The sequence below is a fragment of the Lentzea aerocolonigenes genome, assembly GCF_000955955.1.
GTDB lineage: Bacteria > Actinomycetota > Actinomycetes > Mycobacteriales > Pseudonocardiaceae > Lentzea > Lentzea aerocolonigenes_A.
In genome coordinates this window covers 110,048-127,247 of sequence record NZ_JYJG01000016.1, presented here as the reverse complement: position 1 = coordinate 127,247, position 17,200 = coordinate 110,048, and the positions used below count along the sequence as shown (strand labels likewise).

At 68.5% G+C, this 17,200-nt stretch carries 21 protein-coding genes and 1 tRNA gene; 12 read left to right on the top strand and 10 right to left on the bottom strand.

What is annotated here, in order from left to right; all coding sequences use genetic code 11:
• Window positions 1-72: 72 nt before the first annotated feature.
• Window positions 73-1,095, bottom strand: a complete 1,023-nt coding sequence (locus UK23_RS48240; RefSeq protein ID WP_052684341.1) for a toll/interleukin-1 receptor domain-containing protein — start codon at window positions 1,093-1,095, stop codon at window positions 73-75.
• Window positions 1,092-1,238: a hypothetical protein gene (locus UK23_RS52500; protein WP_196777600.1), complete on the bottom strand. Its 147-nt coding sequence runs from the start codon at window positions 1,236-1,238 to the stop codon at window positions 1,092-1,094. Before UK23_RS52500 ends, UK23_RS48240 begins: the two co-directional genes overlap by 4 nt.
• A 59-nt stretch (window positions 1,239-1,297) precedes the next feature.
• Between UK23_RS52500 and UK23_RS04305 the strand changes: the two genes are divergently transcribed.
• From UK23_RS04305 to UK23_RS04270, 9 genes are all read left to right on the top strand, one after another.
• A complete protein-coding gene (locus UK23_RS04305) occupies window positions 1,298-1,900 on the top strand; it encodes a DUF4129 domain-containing protein (RefSeq protein ID WP_045310010.1) in 603 nt (200 codons plus the stop codon).
• On the top strand, window positions 1,897-2,247 hold the full coding sequence (locus UK23_RS04300) for a hypothetical protein (protein ID WP_052684340.1): 351 nt from the start codon (window positions 1,897-1,899) through the stop codon (window positions 2,245-2,247). Before UK23_RS04305 ends, UK23_RS04300 begins: the two co-directional genes overlap by 4 nt.
• Complete coding sequence (locus tag UK23_RS04295; protein WP_045310009.1) at window positions 2,244-3,185, top strand: AAA family ATPase; 942 nt, start codon at window positions 2,244-2,246, stop codon at window positions 3,183-3,185. Before UK23_RS04300 ends, UK23_RS04295 begins: the two co-directional genes overlap by 4 nt.
• Window positions 3,182-4,411, top strand: coding sequence for a DUF58 domain-containing protein (locus tag UK23_RS04290; RefSeq protein WP_045310008.1), 1,230 nt, complete (start codon window positions 3,182-3,184; stop codon window positions 4,409-4,411). The genes UK23_RS04295 and UK23_RS04290 overlap by 4 nt, the downstream gene beginning before the upstream one ends.
• The gene (locus UK23_RS04285) at window positions 4,405-4,866 is read left to right on the top strand and encodes a hypothetical protein (RefSeq protein WP_045310007.1); all 462 of its coding nucleotides are present in this window, start codon (window positions 4,405-4,407) and stop codon (window positions 4,864-4,866) included. Before UK23_RS04290 ends, UK23_RS04285 begins: the two co-directional genes overlap by 7 nt.
• A gap of 142 nt (window positions 4,867-5,008) precedes the next feature.
• The gene (locus UK23_RS04280) at window positions 5,009-6,334 is read left to right on the top strand and encodes an NAD(P)/FAD-dependent oxidoreductase (protein ID WP_045310006.1); all 1,326 of its coding nucleotides are present in this window, start codon (window positions 5,009-5,011) and stop codon (window positions 6,332-6,334) included.
• Window positions 6,335-6,534: 200 nt separating this feature from the next.
• Window positions 6,535-6,657 carry a hypothetical protein gene (locus UK23_RS54495; protein ID WP_269083663.1) on the top strand — a complete coding sequence of 41 codons (123 nt, stop codon included), beginning with the start codon at window positions 6,535-6,537 and terminating at the stop codon, window positions 6,655-6,657.
• Window positions 6,654-7,757, top strand: a complete 1,104-nt coding sequence (locus UK23_RS04275) for an ATP-grasp domain-containing protein (protein ID WP_045310005.1) — start codon at window positions 6,654-6,656, stop codon at window positions 7,755-7,757. The genes UK23_RS54495 and UK23_RS04275 overlap by 4 nt, the downstream gene beginning before the upstream one ends.
• A 118-nt stretch (window positions 7,758-7,875) precedes the next feature.
• A tRNA-Leu gene (locus UK23_RS04270) sits at window positions 7,876-7,952 on the top strand.
• A 211-nt stretch (window positions 7,953-8,163) separates the two neighbouring features.
• Here the strand turns inward: UK23_RS04270 and UK23_RS51260 are convergent.
• Entirely contained in the window at window positions 8,164-8,334 is a 171-nt protein-coding gene (locus UK23_RS51260) for a hypothetical protein (RefSeq protein WP_156212745.1), read from the bottom strand.
• An 87-nt stretch (window positions 8,335-8,421) separates the two neighbouring features.
• Window positions 8,422-8,982, bottom strand: coding sequence for a hypothetical protein (locus tag UK23_RS48235; protein WP_052684339.1), 561 nt, complete (start codon window positions 8,980-8,982; stop codon window positions 8,422-8,424).
• A 188-nt stretch (window positions 8,983-9,170) separates the two neighbouring features.
• Here UK23_RS48235 and UK23_RS04260 point away from each other — a divergent pair, with 188 nt between their 5' ends.
• Window positions 9,171-9,353, top strand: coding sequence for an SDR family oxidoreductase (locus tag UK23_RS04260; RefSeq protein ID WP_045310004.1), 183 nt, complete (start codon window positions 9,171-9,173; stop codon window positions 9,351-9,353).
• Here UK23_RS04260 and UK23_RS04255 read toward each other — a convergent pair whose 3' ends face one another.
• Together UK23_RS04255 and UK23_RS04250 are read right to left on the bottom strand one after the other, a co-directional pair.
• Entirely contained in the window at window positions 9,354-10,028 is a 675-nt protein-coding gene (locus tag UK23_RS04255) for an SDR family NAD(P)-dependent oxidoreductase (RefSeq protein ID WP_045310003.1), read from the bottom strand.
• Window positions 10,025-10,765 (bottom strand): inositol monophosphatase family protein, encoded by a 741-nt coding sequence (locus tag UK23_RS04250; RefSeq protein ID WP_196777599.1) that lies wholly within the window; start codon window positions 10,763-10,765, stop codon window positions 10,025-10,027. Before UK23_RS04250 ends, UK23_RS04255 begins: the two co-directional genes overlap by 4 nt.
• Before the next feature lie 116 nt (window positions 10,766-10,881).
• On the opposite strand from UK23_RS04250, the gene UK23_RS04245 reads away from it, so the two are divergent.
• Window positions 10,882-11,730, top strand: a complete 849-nt coding sequence (locus tag UK23_RS04245) for an SGNH/GDSL hydrolase family protein (RefSeq protein WP_045310001.1) — start codon at window positions 10,882-10,884, stop codon at window positions 11,728-11,730.
• Here UK23_RS04245 and UK23_RS04240 read toward each other — a convergent pair.
• The gene (locus tag UK23_RS04240) at window positions 11,684-12,832 is read right to left on the bottom strand and encodes a PucR family transcriptional regulator (RefSeq protein ID WP_045310000.1); all 1,149 of its coding nucleotides are present in this window, start codon (window positions 12,830-12,832) and stop codon (window positions 11,684-11,686) included. The genes UK23_RS04245 and UK23_RS04240 overlap by 47 nt on opposite strands.
• 31 nt (window positions 12,833-12,863) lie before the next feature.
• Window positions 12,864-13,808 (bottom strand): lysyl oxidase family protein, encoded by a 945-nt coding sequence (locus UK23_RS04235; protein ID WP_045310035.1) that lies wholly within the window; start codon window positions 13,806-13,808, stop codon window positions 12,864-12,866.
• Between the two features lie 109 nt (window positions 13,809-13,917).
• Here UK23_RS04235 and wecB point away from each other — a divergent pair, with 109 nt between their 5' ends.
• Window positions 13,918-15,048, top strand: a complete 1,131-nt coding sequence (wecB, locus tag UK23_RS04230; RefSeq protein WP_082114400.1) for a non-hydrolyzing UDP-N-acetylglucosamine 2-epimerase — start codon at window positions 13,918-13,920, stop codon at window positions 15,046-15,048.
• On the opposite strand, the gene UK23_RS04225 is transcribed toward wecB, so the two are convergent.
• Both UK23_RS04225 and UK23_RS04220 read right to left on the bottom strand, forming a co-directional pair.
• The gene (locus UK23_RS04225; protein ID WP_045309998.1) at window positions 14,937-16,217 is read right to left on the bottom strand and encodes an FAD-dependent oxidoreductase; all 1,281 of its coding nucleotides are present in this window, start codon (window positions 16,215-16,217) and stop codon (window positions 14,937-14,939) included. The genes wecB and UK23_RS04225 overlap by 112 nt on opposite strands.
• Window positions 16,217-17,053 carry a glycosyltransferase gene (locus UK23_RS04220; protein WP_082114393.1) on the bottom strand — a complete coding sequence of 279 codons (837 nt, stop codon included), beginning with the start codon at window positions 17,051-17,053 and terminating at the stop codon, window positions 16,217-16,219. The genes UK23_RS04225 and UK23_RS04220 overlap by 1 nt, the downstream gene beginning before the upstream one ends.
• Between the last annotated feature and the right edge of the window lie 147 nt (window positions 17,054-17,200).

The window sequence follows — 17,200 nt, the reverse complement described above, 5'->3', positions numbered from 1 at the left end:
GATGGCGGCACGCACGCACGGCCGCAGATGTGATCACGCACGCCCAGGTCAGCGCGACCTAACGAAGTACTACTAGCGCGGTGGCAGGTCCCAGACCTTGACGTTGAGCTTGATCTTGCCCGGACCGCCGATCTCGACGACCTCCAGGCGCCCGATCCGCTTGCCCTCGGTCGCGAGGCAGGCCTTGGTGCCGACCCGCACCGGCAGCGTCGGCTGACCCGCGGTCTTGTTCAGCAGTTCAACGCACTCACCGCGCTCCGGGAGCCCTTCGCCCGTCCACAGCGCGAACGCCTTGCCCGCGATGGCGGATCCAGGGCTGCTGCAGACGAACTCGTTGCACAGGCCGACGTCGCCGCCCAGCGTGCGCCGGGGCGGGGCCCAGTCCAGGGAGAAGGCCATCTGATACGTCTCGAAGTCGAGGTTCACCGTGCCCGCCCACAGCTCCTGCGGCTCTGGCGGTTTCGTCGTGGTCGTCGTCTTCGGGGCCGCGGATGTCGTCGTCGTTGTCCCGACCGCTGAGGTGGGATCGGGAGTCGAACTGGTGGCCGCAGGCTCGCGGTCGTTCCCGCGGATCAGGAACGACAGCCCCACGCCGGAACCGACCAGCAGCAACGCCACCAGCGCGACGACCAGTGCGACGGCTCGGCGGCGACGGGCCGGGACGTGGTTCGCGACCTCGTCGGAGATCCGCGCGATGTCCTCGTTCGCCCGGAGGCGCCGCAACTGCATGCCCTGGGACGTGCGCAGCCGGGCGATGTCGGCCGGCAGCGGTTCGAGGTCCTCGGGCTTCGCGCCGTCCGTGAACACCGGGATCACCCGCACACCGCACTGGTAGGCGGCGACGAGCTCGCGGCGGATCCAGTCGTGAGGGTCGTCGATCCGGCGCTCCATCAGCCACTGCGGGCCGATCACCGCCAGCAGGACGGTCGACTCGCGAACCCCGCGCAGCAGTCGCAGCACGTAGTCCTCGCCGGGCTGGATGGTCTCCTCGTCGAAGAACACCTGCCGCCCGAACCGCGGCTTCAACCCCTCGAACAGCAGGCGGGCGGCGTAGTTGGAGTCCGCCCCGCGGTAGTTGATGAAGATGTCGGTCATGAGCGCAGGGTCTGGTCGTTGTCCAGCACGAAGGTCACGACCTCCCAGAACTCGTCCACCAACGGATGCGTCGGTGCTTCAACGGCCGGGACCAGCCGGCCGTGCCGGAGCTCCTGGTCGGCCGGCTTCAGTGTCAGTGCCACACCTGCAAGTTAGCCAAAGGATCATCCCCGCACCCCCGATCCGTGTAAGGCTGATCCGCATGAAGTGGTGGCGGGCTGCGGTGGCGGTGGTGGCGCTGCTGATCGTCGTGGTCGCGGCCGGCGGTTCGTCGCCGGTCACGCTCGTCAACCGGATGAAGGACGACGCGCCCCCTCAGCTCCGCGAACCCTCGATGGACGTGGTGATCCCGCAGGAGCTGCCCGACGTCATCGCGCTGCCGTTCACGGTGTACCTGCTGGTGCTCACCGCGCTGGTCCTCTTCGGACTGGTCGGCATCATCCTGGCGCTCGAACTCCCGCGCTGGCGTCGTCGCCGGGGTGTCCGAGGTGTCGAGATCGAGGACTTCGAGATCGGCCAGACCGTGTCCGCCGTCCAGCGGGTCGAGAAGGCCTTGCAGGAGTTCACGAACCACCCGCGACGGCCGCCGCGCGACGCGGTGATCGCCGCCTGGCTTGCGCTGGAGGAGGCCGAGGAGCGGTTGCCGCACCAGACACCCACCGAGTTCACCGCGAAGCTCGGTGTCGACGCGACCGTCCTCAAGAACCTCTACCAACGGGCGCGGTTCGGGCACGAGGACGTGAGCGCGGAACAAGCTCAAGAAGCGCAACGCGAACTGGGCCGCATCATCCGGGAGCTCGCATGAAGACCGCGCTGGCGCTGGCCGTCGGGGTGATCATCGGTGTGGCGATCTGGCTGCTCGGCGCCGAACCGTTCTGGGCGGCCGCGCTGGCCGTGCCGCCGACCGCGTTCGCCGTGCTGGTCAGCAGGCTCAAGCGTGCCACGGACATCGTGTGGAGCTCGGAACCGCCGCCGCCCGGCTCGATCAGCACCGCGCACGCCAGCACGCTCGCGTCCAGGCTGGCCGAGGCGGCGGAGAGCCCGCGGCGCTACCAGGAACGGTTCCGCACGAGGCTGCAACGACTGGGGATCGACGCATCCGAGATGCCCGACCCGAAGGAACTCGCCGAACGGCTCAGGAGGGTCGAGTGAGTATCGAGCAGGAGGCCAAGGCCGTTCTCGACGAGATCGGCAAGGTCGTCGTCGGGCGCACGCGGACGGTGCGGCTGGCACTCGCGGCCGTGCTGGCCGGCGGGCACGTGCTGCTGGAGGACGTGCCGGGTCTGGGCAAGACGCTGATCGCGCGGTCGCTCGCGCAGGCTTTGAGCCTCGACTTCCGCCGCCTGCAGTGCACGCCGGACCTGCTGCCCGCGGACGTCACCGGGTCGTTCCTCTACGACCCCGGCAGCCGCGAGTTCGACTTCCACCAGGGGCCGGTGTTCACCGGGTTGCTGTTGGCCGACGAGATCAACAGGACGCCGCCCAAGACGCAGTCCGCGCTGCTGGAAGCCATGCAGGAGCGGCAGGTCACGGTCGAGGGCCGCACGTTCCCGTTGCCGAAGCCGTTCCACGTGCTCGCGACCTCGAACCCCGTGGAGTACGAGGGCACCTACCCGTTGCCGGAGGCGCAGCTCGACCGGTTCCTGGTGCGGCTCGACATCGGTTATCCGCCTGCCGAGGAAGAAGTCGAGGTGCTGAGGCGACGGCTCGCGCGGCAGAAGGAGGAGACCGAGGTGCCGCCGGTGCTGGAGCCCGGCCGTCTCGCCGAGCTGCAGCACGAGCTCGAACAGACCACAGTGGATGACGATCTCCTGCGGTACTGCGTCGATCTGGCCGTCTCGACGCGACAGCACCCGTCGGTCGAGGTCGGTGCGTCGCCACGTGGTGCGCAGGGCTTGGTGCTCGTCGCGCGTGCTCTGGCCACTTTGGACGGACGTGGTTACGTGACTCCCGAGGACGTCAAGGAGTGCGCGGTCGCCGTGCTGTCGCACCGGCTCGTGATGAAGCCGGAGACGTGGACGTCCGGCGTGAGTGGTGTGCAGGTCGTCACCGAGCTGCTCGGCAAGGTTCCGGGCCCGCCCAGCTCATGAGCAGAGCGGACAAGATCAGGGAGGCGTTCGCCCAGTCGCACGGCGCGCACTGGCACCCGACGGACGCGTACTCGCGCGCGGTCTGGCTCGGTGCCGGGCTGGTCGTCGCGGGGATGTTCCTGCACCAGGTCGAGATGGTGCTGTTCGGTGTGCCGCTCGTCCTCTCCGTGCTGCTCGCGCACGTACCTCAGGGCAAGCCGACGGTCAGCGTCCGCCCGGTGCCGCGTGGAGCCGGCGCGGGCGTGGTGCACACCGTGGCGCAGGTCGACGGTGCGGACGCGGAGATCGCGGTGATCAAGCTTCCCGGCGGGATCAAGGCGGTCCCTGCGCACTCACCCGACCTGCCCGTGGAGATCCGGCGCGACGCGTGGGGTCCCGGCGTCGATCTTCGCCTCGATCATCTGTTCGCCGGGCCGGACGGCATGTACGTCTACGGCCCGATCGTCGGGGTCGAGCACGTGCGCACGATCCTGCCGCCGGTCGAGCACCACCCGTCCGGACCGCTGCCGCCACGCCCCGCCGGTCTCGTCGGCATCCACCGCTCGCCGCGCGCGGGCGACTCGACCGAGCTGCGCGACATCAGGGTGTTCCAGCCCGGCGACCGGCTCAAGCGCATCGACTGGCGGGTGACGACGCGCACGGGCGCCCTGCACGTCCGCGAACGGCACGCCGAGGCCGACGCGGAGATCGTGCTGGCTCTCGACACCCGTACCGACGTGGGCGTGAACGTCGCCGACTGGTCCTCTCCTCATTACGGGGCGACGACACGGCCAGGTGGCAGCCTGGACCGCGCCGTGCGGCGGGCCGCGTCGATGGCTGCGGGATACCTCAGGCAGGGCGACCGGGTCGGATTGATGGACCTGAGCCGGCCGCAGCTCAACGTCCGTTCCGGCGTCGGGCGGCGGCACCTGATGCGGATCCGCACGCAACTGGTCGTGTGCGTGCAGGCCGCTGGGTGGGCGTCGCGCGTGGCGTTGCGGAAGCTTCCGCACGGATGCGTGGTCGTGCTGCTGTCGCCGTTCCTCGACGACGAGATCGCCGAACTGGCCGTGCAGACCCGTAAGCACGGACATGTGGTGCTGGCGATCAACACGCTGCCGTTGCCGCTGAAGCCCGACGCGGAGACGCCGTGGGGTGAGGTCGCCGCCGAGATGATCGCGGCGGAGCACCGGCTGCGGTTGCGGCGCATGGCCGAGCACGGGGTGAAGGTGACACGCGAATGCTGATGCGGCTGGCGATCGTGCTCGCGGCGTTGCCCGTGGCGCTGATCCTGCACCTGGAGTCCGACACGGTGGCGCCTCTGGTGATCGTGGCGGCGCTGACGGTGGTGTCGGTGCTGATGCCGGGGAGCGCGGGTCCGGCGTTGCTGATCGGCTACGCGGCGCTGGCGATGGCGTTCGGCGACGGGCACCCGTTGCGGCTGGGCGTGTGGCTCATGATCCCGGCACTGCACCTGGTTCACGTGACGTCCGCATTGGCCGCGGTCGTTCCGGTGAAAACGAAAATCGAGCTCGCTGCGCTGAAAGCACCAGCGCGCCGGTTCGCCATTGTCCAGGCGATCTCTTTTGGTGTCGCGGCGTTCGCCGCGTTCATCCCATCAGGGCCTGACTTGGGGCTCGTGGAGCTGCTCGGGCTAGGGTCTCTGACGGTCGTGATCGCGGTCGTCGCGCTGAGGATCTGAATCGTCCCTCTCAGCGAGAACTCCTCGAATCCGACTCAAGGCGCAGGTCAGTCGCGATGGTGTTCGGCATCACCCGGCGACGGTAGTCACAACGGCCCCTTATGACGCGCGAAAAAGGGGGTCCTGGTGCGACCATATGTGTATGGCTGCTGTGAAGTCGCAACCCACACGAATCGTCATTGTCGGCGGTGGGTACGTCGGGATGTACACGGCTCTCGGACTGCAGAAGAAGCTGCGCTCCGGCGAGGCCTCCGTCACCGTCATCGACCCGCAGCCGCACATGACCTACCAGCCCTTCCTGCCTGAGGCGGCGGCCGGCTCCATCGAGCCGCGCCACGTCGTCGCCCCCCTGCGCAAGGTGCTCAAGCGCTGCCACGTCGTCACGGGCCGCGTCACCAAGATCGAGCACGCGCGCAAGATCGTGACCGCCGAGCTGTCGGACGGCCACGTCGAGGAGATCGAGTACGACGTGCTCGTCTCCGCGCTGGGTGCGATCTCCCGCACGCTTCCGATCCCCGGCCTGGCCGAGGTCGGCATCGGCATGAAGACGATCGGCGAGGCGATCTACGTCCGCAACCACGTGCTGTCGCGCCTGGACCAGGCCGCCAGCACGAACAACGCGGACCTGCGCAAGAAGCTGCTCAGCTTCGTCGTGATCGGTGGCGGCTTCGCGGGCATCGAGACGCTCGCCGAGCTCGAGGACATGACGCGGTATGCGCTTCGGTACTACGAGGGCGTCAAGCCCGAAGAGATGAACTGGGTCCTGGTCGAGGCCGCCGGCCGGATCATGCCCGAGGTGTCCGCGAAGCTCGGCGCGTGGACCGTCGAGGCACTCGAGAAGCGCGGCATCAAGATCTACCTCGACACCCGCGTGAAGTCGCTGGAGAACGGCCACGTCGTTCTTGACGACGGCACCGAGTTCGACTCCGACACGATCATCTGGACCGCCGGCATGAAGGCGAACCCGGTGCTGCGCAACACGGACCTGCCGCTCGACGAGCGCGGCCGCGTCCGGTGCACCGCCGCCATGCAGGTCCAGGGCCTCGACGGCGTGTGGGCCGCCGGTGACTGCTCCGCGGTGCCGGACCTCTCGCGCATCGAGGAGGACCCGACGGCGACGTGCGTGCCCAACGCGCAGCACGCCATCCGTCAGTCGAAGCTGCTGTCCAAGAACATCGTGGCGCAGATGCGCGGCCAGAAGCCGAAGGACTACTTCCACAAGTACCTCGGCTCGGTCGCGGGCCTCGGCCTCTACAAGGGCGTCGCGGACGTGTTCGGCCTGCGCTTCAAGGGCCTGCCGGCGTGGTTCATGCACCGCAGCTACCACGTTGCGTTCATGCCGACCGTGAACCGCAAGCTCCGAGTGCTGATGGACTGGACGCAGGCGTTGTTCTACGGTCGCGAGGTCGTGGCTCTGGGACAGATCAACGACCCGAAGTCGGACTTCGACCGTGCGGTGCAGAGCTGACCTTTACTCTCTGTGAGTGGTGAGGTGCCCCGAGCGTTATCACGTTCGGGGCATTTCGTTGGTCCGGAGGCCGAACTTAAGCGCCCAATCGGAGTAAAGCTCTGAGGGTCGCCTTGACATTGCGTTACGTGAACCAGAGACTACGGCTGGTGCATCACCTGAATGCGTGATTCGCCTGTGTGGGGAGAGAGGTGATCCCGATGTCTCTCGAGGAGCTGGCCGCACAGCTTCGTCGCGGTGAGATCGAGGACCCCGCGTTGGCGCAGTACGCCGCAGAGTACGCGCAGGCGGGGCAGAGTTTCCGCAGCAAGAAGGACGATTGAGCAGGTCAGCTGACGGGCGGGTGCCAGGTGCCCCGTCCGAGGCTGCCAGACCTCTGCTGCTCCAGGGTCAGGACTACCTCTTCCGCTCGCCGCCCAAATGCCTGGACTTCCAGGAACAGGTGCATCGCCTCGGCATGGTCGACGAGGGCGATGGCAACCCCCAACCCTGTGTGCTCGTACTGGCGCGCGCCGCCGACATGGAGATGAACGAGCTCTCCATCGCCCTGGCCGAGCGCGGCATCCGGATGGCCCGCATCGACGCCGACCGATGCGTCGACCTCCCCCTGTCCGTCTACACGGACCAGCCTCTCGTTGAACTCGACCGTTGGCTGCTGCGCCCGCTTCTGGTGTGGCGCCGCCATTTCGAGCTCTCCGCAGTCCCCGTCGAGCCCGGCACGCTGGCCGGCGCCTACGCGGTCGACCAGTGGGCCTCAGTGGCCAACTGGCTGTCGTCGCGCTCCGACTGGGCACACGTGAACCCTTCGCGCTTCTCGACGCATCTGGACCGCCTCACGCAGCTGTCGGATGCATCTGCTTTCGGCTTGCGTGTGCCACGCACGGCCGTGACGACGCGTCCGGGCCGTACGCGCCCCGGCGGCGGCCGCTGCATCGTCAAGACGGCTGGGCGCCACTTGCTGGAACCGCGCCCCGGCGTGCAGCACGGCCTGTTCCCGCGCCCTCTTGAGACTTCGCGTGCTTCCGACGCCCCTGAGCCCGCGCCGGTGATCGTCCAGGAGTACGTGCCGTCCGACACCGAGCTGCGCGTGTTCGTGGTGGGGGAGCGCTGCATCGCGTTCCAGGTCGACAAACTCGACCCGGCCCAGCTCTGGGTCGACCCCGACGCCGTGCGCGTGACGCCCACCTCGGTGCCTTCTTCTTTGTCGGACCGTTTGCTGGCTCTGGCACGCCACTGGCGCGTGCAGGTGGCGGCGTTCGACCTGCTCGTCACCGGCTCCGACCACGTGTTCCTGGAGATCAACGTGAACTGCGACTGGCGCTGGTTCGAGCACCGCGCAGGCGACAACTCGGTCTCCGCCGCGGTCCACGACTGGGTCGCGCTGCGCTTCAAGGAGCTGCTCGGAGCGGGGAGGGCACGCTGATGTTCGGGTCCGTTCGACGCTTACCCGGATGCTCGCTCTAGTCCAATTCGCTGGGCCGTGCGGGCGAGAAAAGACCATCCGCTCACACAAGCCGACGATCAAGGCCTAGGCTCACCGCGCCCCCGTAGCCCAATCGGTAGAGGCAGGTCCCTTAAAAGGATCACAGTACGGGTTCGAATCCCGTCGGGGGCACCACGCGCTTCACCCACTTGCGATGGTGCTGACCAGCGCAAGCGTTGTCCTTAGATGATCTTGTAACCCACGGTGACGCTGGGGTTCGCGGCATCGTTGCGGTACTGGTGAGTTCCCGGTTCGGCCGCAGAGCTACCTGTTCGGCGCAGTGGCGTGAGCCACAGTGAGTGTGTCCCGGCGGTGGGCCGGCAGTTGCCGGCCCACCGTCTCGGGGTCAACGGCTCAGCAGTATCGGCACCGCTTCTGGGCCGTGCGTGAGTGCCAGGGTGATGACGCCGACGGTGATCAGGAGCAGCAGGAGGCGGCGGAACGGTTCACGCCGCTCGAACAGCTCCCAGAAGGTGGTGTGCCGCCGTGGCGGGCGGTGCGGGTTAGGGTTGGGCAAGCGGATGGCTCCTCACGGCTGGTGTGCTGGTCGGGGTCGGTTCGCGTGCGCGGTGGTCGCGTTGTGCAAGAACGTGACCACCGCACCTCAGTCGGTCATCGGTCGTGTCTCCTTGATCTGGCCGACGAGGTCGTCGGCGAGTTGGGCCATGAGTGCCTGGCGGGCCTCGGGCGGCAGGGCCTGTGCCGCCTGGAAAGCCCGTTCGGCGGGCGTGTGGTCGCGACGCCCCTTCACGAGCCAGGCGAGAACCAAGACCTTGTCGTCGTGCGCCAGTGCCGCGACCTGTTCTCGCACGGTGTCGGGGTTCGACGGGGTCTTCACGGTGAAGAGGGTTCGGCTGCGCGCCACGTCGACGTTCGGCGGCTTGGCGGCGCGCCGTTCCTTCGGGGACCACACGTGCACCCCGATGTGCACCAGACGGAACTCCTCGTACGTCAGCGTGGAGTCCTCCCTGATGGTGTCGATGGTCCACTCGTAGTCCCGCAGGTCGCGCATCCGCCGGTCGATCTGGGCGACTCCGGGGAACGCGTCCCGCAGATCCCGCTTCGAGAACTTGTTGCCCTCGCCGACCACCGTCGCCAGCCACAGGGCGGCGCGCGCCATCGAACCCAGGCTGAGGCTGGGGTCGTTCCAACGCGGCAGGCTCACGACGGCTCCGTTCCGGCAGGCTTTGGCAGGATGTGGCAGATAGTGGCAGCCTGCGGCGAAAGTGGCAAGTCGATAGCGTGCCGCTGACGACGAGAACGCGAAAGCCATGACCCAGGCTGCGGTGGGCCTGTCCGGGCGCATCGACGTGTTGGTGGCGCGCCGGGGTCACGGTGTCGTCGACTTCCGGAATGGCGGGTCAGCCGAAGCAGGCGATCTACGGGCCGGTCGACGGAATGGCGGCGATGCATCCGATGAAGCGGCTCGGGGAGCCGAAGGAAGTCGCGCAGGCCATCGCGTTCCTGGCGAGTGACCAGGCCTCGTTCATCACCGGCGCGATCCTGCCGGTGGACGGCGGGTATCTGGCGCAGTAGCTACCAGGTCGGGCGGGCCGTCACGCCGCCGTCGACGATCAGGTCGTGGCCGGTGATCCAGGAAGCCAGGTCCGAAGCCAGGAACACGCAGGCGTTCCCGATGTCCTCCGAAGAACCCAAGCGCCCCAACGGTGCTGCTGCGCGCCACCGCGCCACGCCCTCCGGCCACTCGGCCGAGATGCCGGGACGGTCGATCAGACCTGGCGAGACCGTGTTGACGCGAATGCGCGGGCCGTACTCCAAAGCCGCGGCCCGCGCGTGCATGATCAGCGCGGCTTTCGAGGCGCTGTAGTGGGCGTGACCCAAAGCCGGATGTGAGCCCTCGATCGACGCGATGTGCGTGATCGAGCTGACGGAGAACCGAGCAGCGGCTTGGGTCACGGCGAACGGGCCGGTCAGGTTCGTGTCCACAACGGACTGCCACTGCGCGACGGTCATGTCCGGCAACGGTTCCACGGGCTGCACGCCCGCGTTGTTCACGACGAAGTCCAGTCGGCCGTGCACCCCGAAGGCCGCTGACACCACGCGTTCAGCGTCCGTGCGGAGGTCGCCGTCCGCAATACCGTTGTGCCGCACGACCAACGCGCCCGCGTCGGAGAACCGCCGAGCGATGCCCGCGCCCAAGCCACCACCCGCACCGGTGACGAGCACGACCTTGCCGCTGAGATCGATCACGAGACGATGCCCTCCAGCCGTTCAAGCAGCCACGAGACGATCTCACCACGGCCGGCCACGAATCCGTCCGAGCCCACAGGCCAGAACTCCCCGCCGGCCTCACGCACCAGCACCGAGCCCGCCGCCACGTCCCACGGGTGGATGCCGAGGTTCGCCGCCGCGTCCGCTCGGCCTGCCGCGACCCAGGCAAGCGACAACGCGGTCACGTAGACCCGCCGCACGTCCGCGACCTCCATCAGAGAGCCCAGCAACTCCATCTCGCCGCCATGAGCACTCCCGGGCAACGGGATGTCGGTCAGCACGAGCGGCCGCGGACTCACACCAGGCGGGATGACCAAGCCGGAAGAGTGCACCGAGAACGGCACGCCCACAGCGGCTGTGAACAGCTCATCGCGGAACGGATCGAGCACGCAGCCCGCGACCAGCTGCCCATCCACCGCAGCCGCCACCGAGATGCACGCCAGCGGGATGCCGCGCACGAAGTTCCGCGTGCCGTCGATCGGGTCGACGAACCAGGTGATCGGCGCGGAAGCCGACCCGAGCTCCTCCCCGACGACCGCGGAGCCGGGCGCACCCGACGTCAAAGCGGCACGCAGGAACGCCTCCACCTCCAGATCAGCCGAGCTGACCTGGTCGAACGCACCCTTCAAAGCAACTGAGACGCGAACCTCGTGCAGCAGCTCGGCCGCGTCCACGCAGGACTGGGCGGCCAACGAGAGGAGTTCCCCAGGAGTCACTCGTCCATTGTGATAGGTCACAAACACGACCGGATGACTCTGGGCAACGTCCCACCCGCACCAGTGACCTGAACCACCACGATGAGCTGACCTGACAACGACGTGGGAGGTTCGGGATGCGGATCGTGGCCGGGTTGGCACTGATCACGGCATTGGTCGCCGGAACAAGCACAGCACAGGCCGAGAGCGGCATCGAGTACGTGGCACTCGGCGATTCAGCCGCGGCGGGCCCACTGATTCCCAACCAGGACCCCGCGCTCTGGTGCCTGCGCAGTGATCACAACTACCCGCAGGTCGCGGCGCAGTACCTCGGGGCGAAGCTCACGGACGTCACGTGTTCCGGCGCCGAGACCGATCATCTGCAGGGCCACCAGTTCGGGTTCGTGACGCCGCAGCTGGAGGCGCTGAAGCCGACCACGGACCTCGTGTCGCTCACGATCGGCGCCAACGACATCGGGCTCTTCCAGACGGCGTTGAGCTGCATCAACTTCCTGCCGGAACCCGCGGGCATCTCCTGCAAGGACCGCTACACCGCCGGTGGCCAGGACCAGCTCGCCAAAGCCGTCGACGCGTGGGCACCGGAGTTCGGCGCCGCACTCGACGCGATCAAGAAGCGCTCGCCCAACGCGAAGCTCGTGATCACCGGCTACGGCACCTACCTCAGACCGGGCGGCTGTTACCCGCGGCAGCCCGTCTGGGGTCGTGACGGCGACTACCTGCAGAGCGTGATGAACAAGATCAGCGCGACCATCAAGGCCGAGACCACCAAGCGCCACGCGACGTTCGTGGACTTCGCCGCGGTGAGCGTCGGCCACGACATCTGCGCCGAACCCGCTGACCGCTACCTCGAAGGCCTGATCCCGACGACGATCGCCGCACCGTTGCACCCCAACGCCGCCGGCATGAAGGCGTTCGGTCTCACGGTTGGGCGCGCCGCGCTGCAAGGGCTGCGGTCAGGAGCGTGACGTGCTCGATCCGCGTCGGGTCCAGGCCGGTCAGCTCTGCGACCCGGCGCAACCGGTAGTCCACTGTGTTCGGATGCACGTGCAGCTCTGAAGCAGCCGGACGCCGCGAGCCACGCCGGAGATAAACCTCAAGCGTGCCAACAAGTTCATCGGACAACGGCGCAACCACCGCGGCGAGCGGCCCGAGAGCGGCGCTGGGACGGGACAACTGGTACTCCAGCAGGACGTCGGCCAGGCGGTACAGGCCAGGACCTGACCGCAGCGCCACGTCGAGCACCTCGCGCGCCAGCCCGGCGGCGGCCGCGACCCCGGAGGGTGGGGCCGCGACCGCCGCCACTGTCAACGGAACGCCCGCAGCCCGCGTCACGTCCGCCACGATCCGGTCCAAAGGCAGATCGTCGCCTGGCAGCAACGCCAGCCCGCCCTCCACCCCGAGCGACGACAGCACCGGCTCCCGGCTGTGCCGCTCCAACTCCGTCCGCAACCGGCGCAGCTTCCGCCGTGCCGCAACGGAAGCGTCCACACCGGGCAGCAGCTCGTCCGGATGCGGCGGCACGTGCAGCGCCAGCACCACATAAGGCCCGGACGCCTCAACGGTTCCGGCGAGCAACCCGGTCAGCAACGTGTGCCGCGCGGACCGCTCGTCGTCGAAGATCGTCTGCCGCTCGTCCAGGTATCCCGCGCTCACCACGGGCGTGACCACCTGCAGGTAGCGCATGGCCAGCGCGTTGAGCTTCAGCACCTCCCCGACCTCCTCCGGCCGGGCGTCGGGCACCAGCGCTTCCCAGACGACCTGGATGCCCACGTGGTACGCGGTGAGCACCACGTCGACCGGCACGCCCTCCTCGGCCCGCCGCGCCGCCGACTCGCGCAGGAACCGCAGCTCCTCCCCGGTCGGCAGCACTCCGGTGCGCAGAACATCGGCGAACGCGCGCAGCGCCTGCTCGATCACGCGCGTGATGTCACCGGCCAGCTCTTCACCGGGCAGCTGCTGGTACTCCGGCACACGTGAGGTGATCTCCGCGAGCACCTGCCGCACGAACGAGGGCAGCTCCGCGACGAGCCGGTCGGCCAGCGGTCGTCCGCCGATCAGGAAGGACATCCGCCGATTCTGACGGCAAAGCGGCGAAGTGTCAGGGCTCGTTCGCGCAGCGGGTCTTGCCAGGGCAGCCGCGCAGCAGCTTCACGACAGGCGGTCGCGTGATCTTGGCGGGCGCGGCGGAAGCACGGTCCGGCCACTGCACCGAGATGGCCATCGCCGACGCGTTGTTGTCGTAGTTCTTCTCCTGCAGCTGGCGGTCCGGGTTCGCGACCGTCACCACGTCGTAGACCCCGGAGGCGACCCGCGTGAGGTCGAGCCACTGGAACTCCACCTGGTACTTGTAGTCGTCGCCCTCGCCGACCGAGATCCCGAAGAACACGTCCAGCGCGGCAGGGTTGTGGTGCTGGCACTTGTGGCCGTCGAGCAACGCCGCGAGCTTGCCGGTGTGGCTGTTCTCGTCGCCGGGCCGGTGGGCAAGAGCTCCCGCATCCACGTTGGTGTAGCGGTCGCCCAGGCAGAAGCCGTTCTTGCGGTCCGTCACGACCGTCTCGCCGGTCGGCGTGCGCAGCTGGAAGTACTCGAAGCCCATCAGGTGCCAGTGCTGGTGTGCGGCCGCCGGCTCGTAGTACGACCACGTCGAGGTGCGGTGCTGCGCCTCGGCGAACGTCATCGGGATCGGTCCGTCCACTTCGGACTGGATCGCCTGCCGCACCGACATGCGCGGCTGCGCTGTGCTGTTGCGGTGGGCGTGCACGAGGAACGGTCCGTCGCCGATGTTGTCCACCGAAGTGGTGAACCTCAGGCGCACCGCCTTGATGTCGCCCTCGGTGACGCACGGGCCACCTGGTGCGGAGGCGTCGGTCACCATGCAGACGTCCCACGCGTCGCACTTGCTCGCGTCACCGTCATATCCGCCCGGACAGCCGACCGGAGCCTGGCGAAGATCCGGCAGCATCGGTGTGGCCGCGTGGGACGAGGCGGTGAGCGCGGAAGCGGTGACCGCAGCGATGATCACCGCAATTGGTCTCTTGAGCACCGTCACACATTAGTTGCGCTGCAACAATTTCCGGACCACCCAAGTCATGACTCACCCGATCGACTGACACGCCAACGGAAACTCCTCGCGGAGACCTAGGGTGCGGCCGGTGAGAATCACGTTGGTGTGCGGCACGCGGCCGGAACTGATCAAGCTCGCTCCGCTCATCCGCCGGTTCGGCGAAGAGGCATCGGTCGTCTACACAGGACAGCACTACGACCGCGCGATGTACGCGCGCATCCGGCAGGACATCGCGGAACCCGGCAGCTTCGTCGAGCTCGGCCTGGGTGGCGGGCGCCGGGGTGCGCAGCTGGGCAACGCGGTCGCGGCACTGGATGCGCACTTCACCCGAGAACCACCCGATGTGGTGATCGTGCAGGGTGACACGACCTCCGCACTCGCGGGTGCGTTGGCCGCCAACGCGAACGACCTGCCGCTGGTGCACGTCGAGGCCGGCCTGCGCAGCTACGACCGCGCCATGCCGGAGGAGCACAACCGGGTCGCCATCGACCACCTCGCCGACCTCTGCTGCGCGCCCACGTCGATCAACTTCGCCAACCTGGTCGCGGAAGGTGTTGCGGCGGACCGGATCACGGTCACCGGCAACACGGTCGTGGAGGCGCTGGAGGAAGCGCTCCCGAGAGAGGACGACTCAACACGGCTGATCGACGGGCTCGGGCTCCAGCAGGACGAGTACGTGCTCGCCACCGTGCACCGGCCGGAGAACGTGGACTGCCGGGAGAACCTGGAGACGATCCTCACCGAGCTCGCCAGGTTGCCGCTGCCGGTCGTGCTGCCGCTGCACCCGCGCACCGCGAAGCAGGTGGCCGCCTTCGGGCTCGACCACCTGCTCACCCGGCTGCGGGTGATCGAACCCCAGTCCTACAAGGACTTCCTCTCGCTGGCTCGCCACGCCGCCGTGCTCGTGTCCGACTCCGGCGGCGTGCAGGAGGAGGTCAGCGTCCTCAAGCGGCCTGTCGTCGTGGTCCGCCGCAGCACCGAACGACCCGAGATCGAGGGCACGTTCGGCACGCTCGTACCGCCCGGTCCCCGAGTGCGGACCGAAGTGTTGCGCTGGCTCGACGACGTGAGCGGGCACCGGGAGAAGCTCGCCGGCATCCCCTCGCCCTACGGCACCGGTTCGCCGTCCGGGCTCATCGAGGCCGCCGTGCGCAGGATGGTCTCCGACACCCGGTTGGCCAGCCCGACGCTCGAGTTCCAGCTCGTCACCGAGGGGTAGACGTGGGCGGTGGTGGCGAGCAGCAGTGACGTGCCCGCCACCTCCACCTCAGGCCTCGACGCCAGATATCCCACCGGGTACACGGGTTCCACGAACGGCGCGCGGAAGACGTGCACCTCCTCGACGTCCGCGCCGGGGTGCAGTGACCGCAGCTGATCGGTCCACCTGGCCGCGATCGCGCTCTCGTCCTCGGCGAACAACGACGAGTCCCGGCCGGTGTAGCGCATGACGTACGCGAGGTGGCGGCCGTCGACCGGTCCGGTCAGCGGCGACATCTCGACCACGCCGTCGAACTCGGTGCCCGACCGCAGCACCGGCGTCCAGTAGTGGCCGGACAACGGCTTGCGCAGCACGAAAAGCGCGTTCACGACGCCCTGGTAGCGCAGGTTCACCGAAGGCAGCAACGGTGCCAGCTCGCCGTCCGCCACCTGACGCAACGCCGGCAGCGGCAACGTGGACACGATCCGGTCGGCCCTGATCGTCTCGCCGTCGAGCTCGACCTCGCCGTCCCGCAGCACCCGGACCGCGGCGGACGTCCGCACGGTCCCGCCGTGCGACTCGATCGAGGCCCTCAGCGCGTCGATGATCGACTTGTAGCCACCGGCCGGGTACCCGCGCACGGCGACGTTGCGTTCGCGGCCCAGACGCTGCCACAGGTACAGCGCGGGCACGTCACCGAACGCCGCGCCGAACTTCGACCCGAACAGCGGGGCGAAGAGGTTCTCCCACACCTTGTCGCCGTACAGGCCGCGCAACCAGTCCTCGGTGCGCAGGTTGTCGAGGTCCTTGCCCTTGCCCAACCGGCGCAGCAGCACCGAGATCACGCCGAACCGGACTCGGTCGACGACACCCAATGCGGTGAACCGCAAGAGATCCAGCGCCGAGTTGAACGGGTAGTGCGTGCCGTCGACGATCATGCCCATGCTGGTGCGCTCCCAGCAGACGTCGTCGCGCAGCCCGAGCTCTCCCAGCAGCGGCAACAGGTTCTCGTCCGTCGGCATGACGCAGTGGTAGAAGCGCTCGACCCACCTGTCGCGCCACGGGAAGAACGTGCCGAGCCCGCCGAGCTGGTCCGAGGCCTCGAGCAACGTGACCTCGACGCCCGCGCGGGCCAGGCGGTGTGCGACCGCGAGGCCGCAGATGCCACCGCCGATGACGACCGTGCGCATCACAGCTCCCGGTACGGCGCGGGCGTGAGCCGGTCACGCGCCAGCAGCCGGACGTACTGCACGATCGTGCGGCGCAGCTGGAGCTTGCTCGGCCCCTGCTTGCGGTCGTACTGCAGCTCCAGCGGCACCTCGGTGATCACCGGGTGGCAGTGCCGGAGCTTGAGCAGCAGCTCGACCATGCAGGCGAAACCGCGTTCCTCGACGAGCCGTTCGCCCCAGTGCGTCGAAGCGCGGGTGAGCAGGCTGACCCGGTACGCGCGGAACCCGCTGGTGAAGTCGTGCACGTCGACCAGCCCGAGCACGCGGCGGAACAGCACGGCGGCGCCACGGGAGAGCATCCGGCGGAACAGCGGGGCGGTCTTGTCGTCGCCTCCCGCCACGAAACGGGAGCAGATCACCACGTCGGCGCCGGCGAGGATCTCGTTGCCCAGCCTGGTGACGAGCACGGGGTCGTGCGTGTCGTCGGCGTCCATCACGACGATGAAGTCGTCTTCGCCGGCGTCGGCCAACGCGGACCTCAGTCCTGTTTGTACCGCCTGACCGAGGCCGAGGTTCACCGGGTGGCGGACCAGCCGGACGTCGAGCCCTGCCAGGTCGGTCATGCCCTCCACCACGTCGCCCGTGCCGTCGGACGACCCGTCGTCGACGACCCACACGGTGATCTGCTCGGTGCGGGCCACGTCAGCGATGCGGCGCAGCAACGACGGGAGCGAGGCGGCCTCGTTGTAGGCGGGCAGCACGAAGTGCGCGCGCCCTCGGGCCGGTGTCGCGATCGCCGTCGCAGGCCTTGGGCCGGGCGTCGGCGAGGTGCGGACCTCACGTCCGTCGACTGTCATGCGGCACCCCATTTCATGTTGACTCAGAGCGGCGGCGAGAATTATTCGCACGCCCGGCAGTAAATTTCGGGCCACCCCTGGCTGACTTCTGCTCGGCAACAGGGGAGCGGAAGGCCGAACTGATTCCGGATGTAATTCGAAAGGGGT